General features: G+C 60.1%; 13 protein-coding genes and 3 tRNA genes. 8 read left to right on the top strand and 8 right to left on the bottom strand.

Going from position 1 to position 14,820, the window contains the following annotated elements; all coding sequences use genetic code 11:
• Positions 1 to 389: 389 nt before the first annotated feature.
• From QNJ86_RS13060 to QNJ86_RS13040, 5 genes are all read right to left on the bottom strand, one after another.
• Positions 390 to 1,415 carry an ABC transporter ATP-binding protein gene (locus tag QNJ86_RS13060; RefSeq protein WP_283833082.1) on the bottom strand — a complete coding sequence of 342 codons (1,026 nt, stop codon included), beginning with the start codon at positions 1,413 to 1,415 and terminating at the stop codon, positions 390 to 392.
• Entirely contained in the window at positions 1,412 to 2,539 is a 1,128-nt protein-coding gene (locus tag QNJ86_RS13055) for an ABC transporter ATP-binding protein (RefSeq protein ID WP_283833081.1), read from the bottom strand. The genes QNJ86_RS13060 and QNJ86_RS13055 overlap by 4 nt, the downstream gene beginning before the upstream one ends.
• Before the next feature lie 4 nt (positions 2,540 to 2,543).
• Complete coding sequence (nikC, locus tag QNJ86_RS13050; RefSeq protein ID WP_283833080.1) at positions 2,544 to 3,464, bottom strand: nickel transporter permease; 921 nt, start codon at positions 3,462 to 3,464, stop codon at positions 2,544 to 2,546.
• Positions 3,465 to 3,469: 5 nt separating this feature from the next.
• Positions 3,470 to 4,489, bottom strand: a complete 1,020-nt coding sequence (locus QNJ86_RS13045; RefSeq protein WP_283833079.1) for an ABC transporter permease — start codon at positions 4,487 to 4,489, stop codon at positions 3,470 to 3,472.
• Between the two features lie 225 nt (positions 4,490 to 4,714).
• Positions 4,715 to 6,355 carry an ABC transporter substrate-binding protein gene (locus tag QNJ86_RS13040; protein WP_283833078.1) on the bottom strand — a complete coding sequence of 547 codons (1,641 nt, stop codon included), beginning with the start codon at positions 6,353 to 6,355 and terminating at the stop codon, positions 4,715 to 4,717.
• A gap of 499 nt (positions 6,356 to 6,854) precedes the next feature.
• Between QNJ86_RS13040 and QNJ86_RS13035 the strand changes: the two genes are divergently transcribed.
• From QNJ86_RS13035 to QNJ86_RS13015, 5 genes are all read left to right on the top strand, one after another.
• A complete protein-coding gene (locus tag QNJ86_RS13035) occupies positions 6,855 to 8,240 on the top strand; it encodes a TrpB-like pyridoxal phosphate-dependent enzyme (RefSeq protein WP_283833077.1) in 1,386 nt (461 codons plus the stop codon).
• 152 nt (positions 8,241 to 8,392) lie between these two features.
• A tRNA-Asn gene (locus tag QNJ86_RS13030) sits at positions 8,393 to 8,467 on the top strand.
• A gap of 205 nt (positions 8,468 to 8,672) precedes the next feature.
• Positions 8,673 to 9,719, top strand: a complete 1,047-nt coding sequence (gene trpS, locus QNJ86_RS13025) for a tryptophan--tRNA ligase (protein WP_283833076.1) — start codon at positions 8,673 to 8,675, stop codon at positions 9,717 to 9,719.
• Positions 9,720 to 9,859: 140 nt separating this feature from the next.
• Positions 9,860 to 9,934 (top strand) — tRNA-Ile (locus QNJ86_RS13020).
• A 181-nt stretch (positions 9,935 to 10,115) separates the two neighbouring features.
• Positions 10,116 to 10,427 carry a hypothetical protein gene (locus QNJ86_RS13015; protein WP_283833075.1) on the top strand — a complete coding sequence of 104 codons (312 nt, stop codon included), beginning with the start codon at positions 10,116 to 10,118 and terminating at the stop codon, positions 10,425 to 10,427.
• A gap of 17 nt (positions 10,428 to 10,444) precedes the next feature.
• Here QNJ86_RS13015 and QNJ86_RS13010 read toward each other — a convergent pair whose 3' ends face one another.
• Positions 10,445 to 10,906 carry a tRNA (cytidine(34)-2'-O)-methyltransferase gene (locus tag QNJ86_RS13010; protein ID WP_283833074.1) on the bottom strand — a complete coding sequence of 154 codons (462 nt, stop codon included), beginning with the start codon at positions 10,904 to 10,906 and terminating at the stop codon, positions 10,445 to 10,447.
• Positions 10,907 to 11,188: 282 nt separating this feature from the next.
• On the bottom strand, positions 11,189 to 13,276 hold the full coding sequence (locus tag QNJ86_RS13005; protein ID WP_283833073.1) for an ABC-F family ATP-binding cassette domain-containing protein: 2,088 nt from the start codon (positions 13,274 to 13,276) through the stop codon (positions 11,189 to 11,191).
• Between the two features lie 179 nt (positions 13,277 to 13,455).
• On the opposite strand from QNJ86_RS13005, the gene QNJ86_RS13000 reads away from it, so the two are divergent.
• Both QNJ86_RS13000 and QNJ86_RS12995 read left to right on the top strand, forming a co-directional pair.
• Positions 13,456 to 13,608 (top strand): hypothetical protein, encoded by a 153-nt coding sequence (locus QNJ86_RS13000; protein ID WP_283833072.1) that lies wholly within the window; start codon positions 13,456 to 13,458, stop codon positions 13,606 to 13,608.
• Positions 13,609 to 13,689: 81 nt separating this feature from the next.
• Positions 13,690 to 14,070 carry a MerR family transcriptional regulator gene (locus QNJ86_RS12995; RefSeq protein ID WP_283833071.1) on the top strand — a complete coding sequence of 127 codons (381 nt, stop codon included), beginning with the start codon at positions 13,690 to 13,692 and terminating at the stop codon, positions 14,068 to 14,070.
• Positions 14,071 to 14,152: 82 nt separating this feature from the next.
• On the opposite strand, the gene QNJ86_RS12990 is transcribed toward QNJ86_RS12995, so the two are convergent.
• Complete coding sequence (locus QNJ86_RS12990) at positions 14,153 to 14,356, bottom strand: cold-shock protein (RefSeq protein ID WP_283833070.1); 204 nt, start codon at positions 14,354 to 14,356, stop codon at positions 14,153 to 14,155.
• A gap of 372 nt (positions 14,357 to 14,728) precedes the next feature.
• On the opposite strand from QNJ86_RS12990, the gene QNJ86_RS12985 reads away from it, so the two are divergent.
• Positions 14,729 to 14,803, top strand: a tRNA-Val gene (locus QNJ86_RS12985).
• Positions 14,804 to 14,820 lie beyond the last annotated feature (17 nt).

Raw genomic sequence — 14,820 nt, 5'->3', positions numbered from 1 at the left:
ATCCAGTCATCAAAAGCAGCCAAAACAAACGAGAAAAACCCCGAATTACCTATTGACTCTTTATAGCTGGACTACGTGGGTTACCTAACAGGTAATGTTTACTTATGAGGGAATGCCCCCCGTCATGATGATGGGAAAAGCGAATGCCTTTTGGCGTAATAGTCAGCGCGAAGCGCGTCACACTTTTTAAAAGGGGAAAGCGGAGAGAGGGAGGGGCGGGGACATCAGGTTGGATAAAAGTCCCAACCCAGGGGTGCCTCTTCGGCGTGCTCAACCAAGCGAGTTCCGCACGAGCCGGAGGCCCCAGTGGGGCCTCCGTGCGAGTCAGGACTGTTCGAGCGACTTGAGTATGCCGAAGAGGCACCCCGTCGCAGGTTGAATCCAGGGAGTTACCCAATAACCGCCGTCCCCGGCCCACCCTCATCGTAGCGATGGCAGGCCACACAATGATCTTCCTTCACCTCAACCAGCGGCGGCATAACCTCGTCGCAGCCGTCCACCTTGGCAAAGCAGCGACCCGCAAAGCGGCAGCCCGCTGGCGGGTCAATAGGCGAGGGCACATCGCCCTCAAGGATGATGCGCTCCTTCTTGCTGGCCGGGTCAACCGACGGAATAGCCGACAGCAGCGCCTGCGTGTACGGCGACAGCGGGTCGGCGTACAGCGACTTCTTCGGCGCAATCTCCATCATCTTGCCGAGGTACATCACGCCCACGCGGTCGGACACATGCTTCACCACGTTCAAGCCGTGCGCGATGAACAAATACGTGAGCCCGAACTGTTCCTTCAAGTCATCCAGCAGGTTCAGCACCTGTGCCTGAATGGACACGTCCAAAGCCGACACCGGCTCGTCGCACACGATAAGCTTCGGGTTCACGGCCAGGGCGCGCGCAATACCGACGCGCTGACGCTGGCCGCCGGAGAACTCGTGCGGGTAGCGGTTGCGCATGTAGTTCGCCAGGCCCACGCACTCCAAAAGCTCGTTCACACGGTCTTCCACCTGGTCTTTCGGCAGAATGTTGTTCGTGAGAATAGGTTCGGCAATAATGTCGCCTATGCGCATGCGCGGGTTGAGCGACGCGTAGGGGTCCTGGAAGATCAGCTGAATGTCGCGGCAGAACTTCTTGCGCTCGGCCTGCTTCATGGCCGTGAGGTCCTGCCCGTCGAAGATGATTTTGCCCGACGTGGGCGTGAGCAAGTTTACCAGCATTTTGCCCACGGTGGTCTTGCCGCAACCCGACTCACCCACGAGGCCAAACGCCTCGCCACGGCGAATCTGGAAGCTCACGTCATCAACGGCCTGCACGTACGACGTCGCGCGGCCAAAGAAGTTCGTCTCGGCGGCGAAGCGCTTCGTAAGGTGCTGCACGTCGAGCAGAATGTCCTGCTCGGGCGCGGTCTGCTTGGTATCGCTCATCGGCCCGCCTCCTCGGTCTTCTCGATTTCCTCAATCTCCGCCTCGCGCAGTTCGTCAGCCGCCAGCAGCGCCTCGGCGGTTTCCACCTCGCGGGCCGCCTCGGCATCCGCAATAGCCTCCGCCTCAGCCTCGGCGATGGCAGAAGCACTCTTGGCCTCGCCCTCGGCGTTCTCGTACAGGAAGCATCGCACCTTGTGGCCGTTGATGTCCACCAAGCCCGGCACCTTCTGGCGGCAGATGTCCATGCAGGAATCGCAGCGGTCGCTGAAGTGACAGCCCGGCGGCATCTCCAGCGGGTTCGGCACCATGCCCTTAATCATATAGAGGCGCTTCGTGTCGTCGTCCTCCAGGCGGGGGATCGACTTCAACAGGCCCAACGTGTAGGGGTGCATCGGATGGTCGAAGAGCGTGCGCACCTCGGCCTCTTCCACCACCTGGCCGCAATACATAACCACTACGCGGTCGGCCGTTTCGCTCACCACGCCCAAGTCGTGCGTGATCAGCAGCACCGCCATGCCTGTATCGTCGCGCAGACGGCGCAGTAAGTCCAGGATTTGCGCCTGGATGGTCACGTCAAGCGCCGTGGTGGGCTCGTCGGCAATCAGCAGCTTCGGGTTGCAGGCCAACGCCATGGCAATCATGACGCGCTGACGCATGCCGCCCGACATCTGGTGCGGGTAGTCGTCGATGCGCTTCTCAGGCGAGGGGATACCCACCTTGCGCAACAGGTCAATCGCACGCTCGCGAGCGTCCTTCTTCGAAATCTTCTCGTGCGTGCGGATGGCCTCAACAATCTGGTTGCCCACGCGATACACGGGGTTCAGCGATGTCATGGGCTCCTGGAAAATCATGGCCATGTCGTTGCCGCGCAGCTGGCGGTACTCCTTCTCCGACAGCGCCACCAGGTCCCTGCCCTCAAATTCGATGGAGCCGCCGGCCACATGCCCCGGTTCAGCCAAAAGCCCCATCACCGACAGGCTGGTCACGGACTTGCCGGAACCCGACTCGCCCACGATGGCCAAAATCTCGCCGGAATCCACGTCGAAGCTCACGTCCTCGACCGCGCGCACAATGCCCTTCTTAACGGGGAACTCCGTGGAGAGGTTCTTCACCGATAACAACATGGGATCACCTCTTCCTTGCCTTGGGGTCCAAACCGTCGCGCACGCCGTCGCCCAGCAGGTTGAACGCGAGCACGGTCAGCGTAATAGCCAAACCGGGGAAAATCATGAGCCAGGGAGCCTGGAACAGTTCGTTGCGGCCGCGGCCCAGCATGTCGCCCCACTCAGCCGCCGGAGGCTGCACGCCCAGGCCCAAGAAGCCGAGCGCCGCCGCGTCCAGAATGGCCGTGGAAATGCCAAGCGTCGCACGCACAATAATGGACGGCAACGTGTTCGGCAGCACATGGCGAAAAACAATGGCAAAGTTCGAGTTGCCCACCACGCGCGCCGCAGCCACGTAATCGTTTTCCTTGATGGACAGAATCTCGGAGCGCACGATACGCGCGTATTCCGGAATGGACACCAGGCCAATGGCGATAACGGCCTTCTCAATGCCCGGCCCAAGCGCCGCCATGATGGCAATAGCCAGCAGGATGGACGGAATGGCCAGCATCATGTCCATGATGCGCATGATGACGGTGTCCCACTTGCCGCCCTTGTAGCCGGCGATGGAACCGAGTATTACGCCCACGGTGAGCGAGATGGCCACCGCGGCCAGACCCACGGTCAGTGTGATCTGTGTACCCACCAGCACGCGGCAGAAAATGTCGCGGCCTTGAATGTCGGTGCCGAACCAGTGCGCGGCCGACGGCCCCACCAAAGACTCGCTCAGGTTCTGCGCGTACGGGTCGTAGGGGAGTACCTGCGGAAAGAACTTTGTGACAAGCGCGATAAGCGCCAATACAATAATAAAGATGGCACTGATAAGCGACGCCTTGTTGGAGACAATGCCCGCGAACACATCCTTCCAGATGCTCTCGCGCTTCTCCTTGGGCTGCCCGCCCTGCAGCGCTACGCCGTTGGGCTCGGTTGCAAGCTTCTTCGCCATGCCGATCACCCCTCTTCCTTCGCGCCGTACTTGATGCGGGGATCCAGCCAGGCGTAGATAATGTCAACAACCAAGTTCATGATGACGAAGATGACGGCCACCAATAGCACGATGCCTTGCACCACCGGGAAGTCGCTCTTCAGTACGCAGTCCACGGCAAACTTGCCAATGCCCGGCCACGCGAACACGGTCTCAGTGAGCAGTGCGCCGCCGAGCAAGCTGCCGAACTGCAAGCCAATAACCGTGGAGATGGGCAACATGGCGTTGCGCAGTGCGTGCTTGATGTTGACGGAACCCTTGGACAGGCCCTTAGCGCGCGCCGTACGAATGTAGTCGGCGTTCAGCGTCTCAAGCATACTTGAGCGCGTCATGCGCGTGATGATGGCCATGGAGTACAGAGACAGTGCCAGCGTGGGAAGAATCAGGTGAATGAGCACGTCTCCCAGCGCTTCGAAGTTACCGCGCATGATGGTATCAAGTATGAAGAACCCGGTTCCTCCGGTTGGCTGCAAAAGCGGTGTGACGCGTCCGCTGGACGGCAGCACGTGCAAGATGCCGGCGAACAGCAAAATGAGCAAGATGCCCGACCAAAAGATGGGCATGGACACGCCGATAAGTGCCACCAACATACTGACGTTATCCGCCAGCTTGTTCTTCTTCACAGCCGCCAGCACGCCCAGCGACACGCCCAGAAGCGTGGCCACAATAATGGCGCAGATGGCAAGCTCGGCCGTGGCGGGGAAGCGCGCGGCGATTTCAGCCGTGACTGGCTGGTGGGTGTAATACGAGTACCCGAGGTTGCCTTGCACGGCATTCACCACGAAGTTCACGTACTGAAGCCAGATGGGATCATCCAGCCCGTTGTCCGCTCGCCAAACTGCCATCGCTTCTGTGGTTGCGTGCTCGCCTAGAACCACCGGAGCCGGGTCCGAGGCCAACACGCGCGTGATCAAGAAGATAATGACAGTCACACCCAGCAAGACGGGAATCACCATAAGGATTCGTTTGAGGATGTACTTGAGCATAAAGCTCCTTTCTTGCCTTCCCTGTAGAAAACAGGAATGAAGCCGAAGGCGGTGGCCCTCGGCTTCAAGCGCGTCGAGTTTGCCCGGCGCGCGATATCGTTGGATCGAATACGACCGTACGACAGTGTAACGCAACTGTGGCCCACACGTTACGAGAATATGACGTGAGGGCCACACCGGTGGGAAACGACACCCCGCGAGGGGCGGGGTGTCGTTTTGAGGGCTTTACGCTTGCTTGGAAACGCCCTTGAAGAATGCGACACCCGTGGGATGATAGTAGAAATCCTTCACCTTCGGGTTAATGCCGAGCAGGTTCTTGGAGTGGGAGATGAGCACCCACGGCTGCTTCTCGGCAACCATCTGCTCGCACTTGAGGTAGATGGCATCGCGCTCGTCGCCATCGGGAGTGGCCAGACCTTCGGCGATGAGGGCCTTGTACTCCTCGTCCTGCCAGTGCGCCACGTTCATGGACCAGTTCGTGTCGGCGAGCAGGTTCATGAAGTTGTCCGGGTCGCCGTTGTCGCCCGTCCAGCCGTAGAAGCAGATGTCGTAGGGATCCGTCTGCACCTTGGTCTTATAGGTGGTCCAGTCGTACTGCGTGATGCTGACCTCAACGCCCACTTCGCGCAGGTAGCCCTGGATCATGTTCGCCAGATCCTGGCCGCCCTTCTGGTTGTAGGGGCGAGCGGTGGTGTAGGTGATGCAGGTGAGCGACGTGATGCCCTTGTCGGCGAGCGTCTTTTTCGCGGCCTCGGGATCAAACGCCGTCTGCTTGACGTCCTTGTCGTAGGGAGCCATCCACAGAGGCATGACGGAGTTCGCCACGGTGGCGTAGTCGCCGTAAATGGCGTTCACCATTTCCTCGACGTTGATGGCCTGGGCGATAGCCTTGCGGACTTCCTGATCCTTGCACTTGTCGGACTCGGTGTTGAAGGCCATGTAGTTGATGGTCATGCCGTCTTCGGAGAACAGCTCGAAGCCGGAGCTCGTGATCTGGTCGGCGGAAGATGGGTCAACGCTGGAGATGATGTCGCACTCGCCGTTCATGAGCGAGGTCAGACGCGTGTTGCCCTCGGCAATAATCCTGAAGACGATGTTCTTCGTCTTGGGAGCATCGCCCCAGTACTCTTCGTTGGCCTCAAGAACAACCTGAGCACCCTTGGTCCAGTCTACATACTTATAGGGACCGGTGCCGGCCGGCTTGTCGATGGGCTGACCCGGCGTGGCGGCGGCAGCAGCCGTCGGGGACACGATGGGGGAAGCCAGCGCCATGGCCAGGTTCTTCACGAACGCGGCGTTGGCGGCACGCATGGTGATTTTCACCGTGTAGTCGTCCACGGCTTCAACCTTCTCAACGCCAGAACCCGCTTCGGCCTCGCCGAACACGAACGAAGCGTAGGGCATGTCGGAGTTGCGGTTCGGCTCAAGCTGACGCTCGATGGACTTCACAACCGCGTCGGCGTTGAAGTCGGCGCCGTCGTGGAACTTGATGCCCTCGTTCAGCGCGATGGTGTACACCAGGCCGTCGTCCGAGATCTCGGGCAGGTCTTTGGCCAGGCAGGGCGCCACCTTGGCGTCCTTGAGGCCGTACTGGTACAGACCTTCGTAGATGTTGCAGGCCACAACGGCGGACTCGCCGTCGTCGAAGTACGCCGGGTCAAGGGCGCGCGGGTCAGCTGTTAGGCTGTAGGTGATGGTGTCGGCCATGCCGCCATCGGTGGGGGCGCCGCTATCGGACTTGGGCGTTTCTGTGCCCTTGTCATCGCCGCCACCGCAGCCCGCGAGGCTGACCAGGCCGAAGCCTGCCGCAGACACGCCGAGCAGCTCGACGAACTGACGCCTGCTAAATGCACTTTTACTTTCCATAGGGTGGTGTCTCCTTCCCTCAAAACCTCGCTTACGAGCGAGGCCCTCCTTTGAGCATTAGGCTCCTACGCACGTCACACGCCCGAGCGTATGGCGTCACGTATTCGTATACTTTATTACAATGGAGCGAATAACGGGGCCAAAAATGCTGTTGTAACGAGATATTTATCCGCGAGCGCACCAAATGGCCCCTGAAAGGCACCTTGCGCGCGCCGTGCTTTGTGGCTATACTGGCCGTCGTGACCCGACATCCGAAAGGAATGGCCTTACTTGTTAGCCACTGCCAACACAGCTGCGTTCGCCGACTTCGTGTTCTGCGCGTTGCTGGTCGGCGCTTGGTGGTGGAATAGAAGGCATTGATCCCGGGTCTCGCATAGGCTTCTGTTCCGCACATACTTACAGAAGAGCCCTCGGAGATCCGGGGGCTCTTTTTTGTGCGCGAGGGGAAGGATACGACGCGGCGGGGACGCCGCACGAGCTTGAAGGAAAGGGATCCATCATGACCGAGAACGCACCGCACCGCCTGTACCTGCGCGAAGACCAAATTCCCACGCAGTGGTACAACCTGCGGGCCGATATGCCGGAGAAGCCGGAGCCCATTCGCCTGCCGAACGGCGCGGTTGCCACACCGGAAGACCTTGCGCCCGTGTTTTGCGACGAGTTGGTGCGCCAGGAGCTTGATGACGACACGGCGTACTTCGACATTCCGGAGCCGGTGCTGGAGATGTATCGCATCTACCGACCCTCGCCGCTGTGTCGCGCGTACAACTTGGAGCGGGCACTGGGCACGCCGGCGAAGATTTACTACAAGTTTGAGGGCAACAATACGTCTGGCTCGCACAAGCTGAATTCGGCCATTGCGCAGGCGTACTACGCCAAGGCGCAAGACCTCACCGGCATCACCACCGAGACGGGCGCGGGCCAGTGGGGTACGGCGCTGGCGGAGGCGTCGGCGCACTTTGGGCTGAACCTGGACGTATTCATGGTGAAGTGCTCCTATGAGCAGAAGCCCTTCCGCCGCAACATCATGGAGACGTTCGATGCCCGCGTGACGCCCTCGCCGTCGGATACCACCGAGATCGGGCGCAAGATGCTGGCGGAACATCCCGATTCCACGGGCTCGCTTGGGACGGCTATCTCGGAAGCCGTTGAGCGCGCGCTCAACATCCCCGAGAACAAGGGCCGCTACACGCTGGGAAGCGTGCTCAACCAGGTGGTGTTGCACCAGTCCATCATTGGCCTGGAGAGCTACGCCGCCTTCGAAGAGCTGGGCGAGTATCCGGATGTTGTGATTGGCTGCGCGGGTGGCGGGTCGAATTTGGGCGGCCTTATTGCGCCGTTCATGCGCGACAAGCTGACCGGCGAGCGGCCTGACACGCGCTTCGTGGCCGTGGAGCCGGCAAGCTGCCCCTCGCTCACGCGTGGGCGCTTCGCCTACGACTTCGCCGACACGGGCCGCACGTGTCCGCTCGCGAAGATGTACACGCTGGGCAACGGCTTCCAGCCAAGCCCTGATCACGCGGGAGGCCTGCGCTATCACGGCATGAGCCCCATCGTATCCAAGCTCAAGCACGACGGCTACCTGGAGGCTGTGGCCGTGCGCCAGACCGACATCTTCGCTGCGGCCGTAGAGTTCGCGCGGCTTGAAACCATCCTGCCTGCGCCGGAGAGCGCCCACGCCATCTTCCAAGCCATGGAGGAAGCGCGTCGCTGCGCCGAGACGGGGGAGGCAAAGACCATCCTCTTTGGCCTTACGGGCACCGGCTACTTCGACATGAAAGCCTACGACGCCTATAACCGCGGCGACATGGCCGACCACGTGCCCACCGACGAGGAACTGGCCGCCGGTTTCGCCACCATTCCGAGCATTGAGGGCTTGCAGTAGCGAAGAGACCGACAGCAGGGTCTTGCGAGGGCCCCGCTGTCGACCGTTTTGGAGTTGCTTGAAAACTTGCTAAAATTCGGTCTTGCGCAAAGAACGTGTTCCGGTATAATCTTCACTTGCGCGTTCCGAGAAGGAAAAGCGCACGGCTCCATTCCTCGGTAGCTCAACGGCAGAGCATCCGGCTGTTAACCGGAGGGTTGTAGGTTCGAATCCTACCCGGGGAGCCATTTGAATCTTGTTCGAACCCCTTCGGGGGTTCGATTTTTTTTGGGACGGAAACTGATGCCGTATTCCGCGTTGGGTTCGCCTTCATCCTGGGGCTCAAGTTTCTTTCTGCGCGCACTCTCACTATTATAAGGACCAGGGCGGCGGATGATTCGCTATACTGGTGCGACGACGAAATCCGTACGCACGACCGAAAGAGATACTGCTATGAGCATCGACAGCTACGAAGCCAGCCGCAAGCGCTCCGACGAAATCCGCGCCGACTTGCCCGTACATCCCGAAAAGTACACTATGCTGACTGGCGACCGCCCCACGGGGCGGCTGCACTTGGGCCACTACTTCGGCACCATCCGCGAGCGCGTGGCGCTGCAAAACCTGGGCGTGACCAGCCGTATCATCATTGCCGATTACCAGGTTATCACCGACCGCGACACCACCGAGCACATCGCCGACAACGTGCGCAACATGGTGGTGGACTACCTGGCCTGCGGCATCGACCCGGAGAAGACCATCATCTTCACGCATTCGGCGGTGCCGGCGCTGAACCAACTCATGCTGCCGTTCTTGTCGCTTGTGACTGAGGCCGAGCTGTTGCGCAACCCCACGGTGAAGGCCGAGCAGGACGCGTCGGGCCACGTGTTGTCGGGGCTTTTGCTGACATATCCCGTGCACCAGGCGTGCGACATCCTGTTCTGCAAGGGCAACATTGTGCCCGTGGGCAAGGACCAGATGCCGCACATCGAGCAGACGCGCCAGATTGCGCGCCGCTTCAACGAGCGCTACGGACACGTGTTCCCCGAGCCCGATGGCCTGTTGAATGATGCGCCGGCTATTCCGGGTCTCGACGGCCGCAAGATGTCGAAGAGCTATGGCAACGCTATTAGCCTTTCGGCCACGGATGCGGAAACGGCGAAGCTCATCAAGAAGTCGCAGACCGACTCCGACCGTAACATCACGTATGACTTCGACAATCGCCCGGGTGTGTCCGCGCTGCTGACCACGGCGGCGCTGTGCACGGGTCGCACAGAAGTGGACATCGCTGCCGAGATTGGCGAGGGCGGTTCGGGCGCGCTGAAGAAGTACGTCACCGAAAGCGTCAACACCTACCTGGCTCCCATTCGCGCGCGTCGCGAGGAACTGCTGGGCGACATGGCGTATATCGAGGATGTGCTGCACGAGGGCAACCGCCGCGCCAACGAGATTGCAAACGCCACGCTTGATGAGGTGCGCGAGACCATGGGAATGGTGTACTAGGGCGAACGAACTGCGCTGACGGCGCTCGGGCGTTGACGGGTGCTGTTGGCTGCGCTGTCACGTGTTTTTTCGCGAAGGAAGTGCGTGCTGTTTGATATTTCCCGTCCATTTGGGATAGAATAGCCGAGCGCTTCGCGCGCGGGCCTATAGCTCAATGGCGGAGCAGGGGACTCATAATCCCTTGGTTGCAGGTTCGAGTCCTGCTGGGCCCACCAGAGATATCTTGAAGCCGGAAACCACGCGTTTCCGGCTTTTCTTTTGAGTAAATGCTGGTAGTTGGACTGAAGTGATAGCCCCACCAAGCAATGAGCTTTGCTCCTTACGAACAGGACTTTTGCGTGAAAACGTGGTAAAATACGAGGTATCTTCACCACGTGTGAGAGAGTGAGGACTACCATGTTTGAATGGCTCACAAGTATACTAAATCCCCATTGGGTGGCGATTCTCACTAGCCCAGCCATCTTGGCCATACTCTATTTTCCCCTCTTATTGCTGATTGCGCATCTGTGCTCTGTTCTGGTGGAGCCTGTTGAGGGTTTGATGCGAAAAAGCCCGACGCTCAATGTCTTTATCGACAAGGCAATTGAAAAGGCACCACCTGAGGGCTGGTGGGGCTATATCATTGCTGCGGTCGTGATCATCTTTTTGTTGAGCGCCACCGCCTGGTATTTAATAACAGGCTATAGCGTCGCTGCATACCTCAGCTAAGTGCGGCGCCACACTCCCTAGAGTAGGTTGGGGAAGCCTTGTTGGCGGAGGGCTTCGTAGGTGGCTATGGCGACGGCGTTGCTCAGGTTGAGACTGCGCAGTCCCTCGCGCATGGGAATGCGCACGCAGCGGTTGGCATAGGCATCGAGAATGCTCTCATCAAGCCCGCGGCTCTCGCGCCCAAACACCAAAAATGCGTCCGCTCCAAACGAGACGTCAGCAAAGGAGCGTTCGGCGCGCCCCGTGAACAGGTGCAACTCGTCTTTGCTATGTGCCTCAAAGAACGCATCGGCACAGGCCCAGCGCACGACTTCCACTTGATCCCAATAGTCGCAGCCAGCGCGAGCCAGCTGCTTCTGCGTCAGGCGAAACCCCATCGGCTCCACCACATGCAACCGAGCCCCCACACACGCACACGTGCGTGCAATATTCCCCGTATTCTGAGGAATCTCCGGCTCTACCAACACAATATTGAGCATGTTTAACCCCTCCCTCCGATGGGCTGTCGGCACTACTAAACCCGCAGGTGAAACGAGGCCGACGGCAAGGGCAGAGCCCTTGTCCTATTGAAATCTACAAGCAGGTCGCCCTTCCCCACAGCGAGCGAAGAGTCGAGGAAGCGATGTCGAAGCAGCGTAAATCTCCCTGGCTTCTGATGGGGCGTGCCCACCAAGCGAGTTCCGCACGAGCCGAAACGCCCAGTGGGCGTTTCGTGCGAGCCAGGACTGTCCGAGCGACTGGGCATGCCCCATCAGAAGCCCCTACAAGCTTTCCGCCTGCTTCGCCATCTCTTCCTCGAGCTCTTCAGTGAGCGTAAACCATTCTTCTTCCGCCGCGGCCAACCGCTGCTTCAACTTTGCGTGCTCCGCCACGGCATCCGATGAAGCGTCCTCGTTGATGTAGAAGTCCGGGTCGGCCATCATTTCCAGAAGCTCAGCCATGCGCGCGTTGTCGGCCTCCATCTGGCGGTCGAGTTCGGCGATGCGCTTGCGGTGGTTCTTGAGCGCGGCGTAGGCGCGGTTGCGCGCCTCGGCCTCACGGCGCTTCTGCTCTTTGGTCTTGGGAGCGCTCTCGCGCGGCGCGGTCAACTCCACAGCGGCAGCCTTGCTCGCGCCCGCAGAACCTCCGCGTTCACGGCGGTTCACGTTCACCACCGTCTTCGACCCGCCGCTCTTCGAGCTCTTGGCCGCCTTGCTGCCTGCGCTCTCTTCCATCACCTCGTCCACAAGCGAGCGTTCCTCCGGCGCGGGGCCGTCCAGCTGTCCGCTCTTGAACAGGTAATAGTCGTAGTCGCCGTCGTAGTTGGTCACGCGGCCGGGTTCCACCTCCACAATGCGGTTCGCCACGCCGCGGATGAGGTGCCGGTCGTGCGTGATGAACAGGATGGTGCCCTCAAACGCCTTGAGCGCCTGCTCCAAAATGTCGGCGCTCGCAATGTCCAAGTGGTTCGTCGGCTCGTCGAGGCACAATAGCGGCCGCGGCGCCACCAACATCTTCGCCAGCGCCAAGCGGCTCTTCTCGCCGCCCGAGAGCACGCTGACGCGTTTGTCCACGTCATCGCCCACAAACAGAAACGCGCCCAGAAGCGTGCGCACCTGCGAGATAGTCCAGCCCGGTGCCACGCGGTCCAGTTCCTCGAACACGGTGTTGCCGGGGTGCAGTTCCTCTAACTGATGCTGCGCGTAGTAGGTCTTTGTCACGTGCACGCCGTAGTCGATAGTGCCCGCATCGGGCGCAAGCGCGCCGGCCACCATCTTCAGCAGCGTGGACTTGCCGGCGCCGTTCGGGCCCACGAGCGCAATCTTGTCGCCGCGATACATCGTGAAGTCAAAGCCGTCGTATACCGTCTTGTCGCCGTAGCGTTTCACCAGGTTGCGGGCGCGCACTACCTCGTCGCCCGTGCGCGGCGGCTGCTTGAAATTGAAGTGCACCGTCTTCTTTTCCTCGGGCAGTTCAATGCGCTTGATCCTCTCAAGCTTGCGCACGCGGTCCTGCACCTGTTTGGCTTTCGTGGCCTTGTAGCGGAACTTCTCGATGAAGGCCTCCATGTGGGCAATCTCTTCGTCCTGCTTTACTTTCTCGGCGCGCAGGCGCTCCAGGCGCTCTTCGCGGGCGCGCAGGTAGGCGGAGTAGTTGCCTTTGTAGAGGTTCACCTGGCCGTTGTCCACTTCGGCCACGCGATCCACCATGTTGTCCATGAACGCGCGGTCGTGGCTGACCACAATGACGGTGCCCGCATAGCCGCGCAAAAAGCCTTCGAGCCACTTCACGCTTTCCAGGTCAAGGTGGTTGGTGGGCTCGTCGAGCAGCAGTACCTCAGGGTTGCGAATGAGTAGCTTCGCCAGTGCAATGCGCATCTGCCAGCCGCCGGAGAATTCGGTGGTTGATCGGCGCAAATCGTCTTCCTTGAAACCAAGGCCGAACATGACGCTGCGCACCTTCGCCTCAATGGTGTAGCCGCCCAGCACCTCGTAGGCGTCGCGCGCCCGACCCGCCGCCGCCAGCTGCTGCTCGGTGGGGTTTTCGCCCAGCTCGTGTTCCAATTTATAGAGGCGGCGCTCGGCTTCCAGCACTTCTACCTGGGAAGACATGACTTCCTCGAAGATGGGCTGATCCTCCATCTCGATGGCTTCCTGCTCCAGATAGCCCACGCGCGCGCCCTTTGCGAACAGCACACGGCCCTCGTCGGCGTCTTCCTGGCCGGAAATGATGTTGAGCAGGGTGGTTTTGCCTGCGCCGTTCGGGCCCACCAGCGCCAGGCGCTCGTACTCTTCCAGGCGAAACGTCACGTTGTGGAAGAGCTGGCGCCCTCCAAACGACTTTGCTATATGTTCAAGCTGCATAATCATGATGCGTGCGTGCTTTCTGCGTTGCGTGTGAACGGTTTGATATGCGCGCCCGGCGGCAAGGGCTCAAGGCAGCGCAACCATTCATGATAGCCGAAGTTGCCGCCCACGGCGAAGCGGCGCGCGCGATCTCAGAAAGCTCCTACAATGGACGAAGCAACCCAGCGAAGGAGGCGACGCGTATGACCAGAAATCCCAACACTCGCGTGGACGAACTGCACCTCACCTCTGCTGTGCCCGACCGGGGCCGAGCGGGCGTGCCCTCGGTGGGCTCGCTCCTTGCTGCTGCGTTTATGGTGGTGGTTGTCTTCATTGCGCGCCACTTCTACCAGTAGGGTTCTTTCTTTCCTCATGATTTTCCTTGACTTGGAGTGCACTCCACGTGGTTCAATAGGGCCGTAAGGAGAGGAGCAGCCATGAAAATTGCGGAAGTGAGCAAGCGCTACGGACTTTCTGCCGACACGCTGCGCTACTACGAGCGCATTGGTCTTCTGCCCAACGTCACGCGTAACACAAGTGGCGTGCGCGACTACGGCGAGCAGGATTGCGCACGCGTGCAGTTTGTGAAGTGCATGCGCGGCGCGGGGGTGTCTATCGAGGCGCTGATTGAATACATGGCGCTGTTTGAGCAGGGTGAACAGACGGCCGCCGCGCGCAAGGCGTTGCTGGAAGAGCAGCGCGATTTGGTGAAGCAACGCATTGCCGACATGCAAGCCGGCCTCGACCGCCTGAATGACAAGATAGAAAACTACGAGTCCATGCTTGCCGCAGAACGCGAAATTCGCGGCGACGCGTAAGCGCCGGGGGAGCGTCACTGGCCTTTGGGCACAAAAAAGCGACCCTCGCGGGTCGCTTTTTGAATGCTAGACTTCGGTGGCTCTACAGAGCGCGAACCTGGGTAGCCTGGCTTTTGCCGTTGGCGCCGGCAGCGACGACAAACTCGACGCTTGCACCTTCGTCAAGGCTCTTGAAACCTTCGCCCTGAATCTCACTGAAGTGGACGAACAAGTCGTCGCCGTTCTCCTGAGAGATGAAGCCGTAACCCTTTTCCGCGTTGAACCACTTAACTGAACCAGTAGACATACAAAACCTAACTTCCTACCCCGAAGGGCAAAACTGACAACAAAGATGATCGCGTCACCCCAGTTGCCGAAACGATGCGACACTGTGCCGCAGCACTGAGTCTACGCTATCGGCGCGCATTTCCGGAGGGTGGGCGCATAATAAAGTGTCCCACACATCATCCGCACAACTCGCGGCGGGCTGAACGGGGAGGCGTTGACGGGCAAGCGCTGGAGAAGGGGAGCGCTCTGGCGGCCGCGAATGCTGCTGCTTGGCGGCGCTGCCGCGGCGGCGAGTTTTGAAGATTCGTCGCAGGCGGACGAAATTCCCCCTTGCGCTCTTAGCGAAGTGCCGCTAGAATATCCTAGCACGTTGCGACGAAGCAACGAAAGTGGTCGCTTGGCTCAGCGGGAGAGCATCGCCTTCACACGGCGGGGGTCACAGGTTCAAATCCTGTAGCGACCACCAGAAACTTACAAACCACC

The organism is Gordonibacter faecis (assembly GCF_030077735.1).
GTDB classification, from domain to species: Bacteria; Actinomycetota; Coriobacteriia; order Coriobacteriales; family Eggerthellaceae; genus Gordonibacter; species Gordonibacter faecis.
Note: the sequence above shows the minus strand (reverse complement) of the source record. Positions and strands in the feature narration are given on the sequence as shown.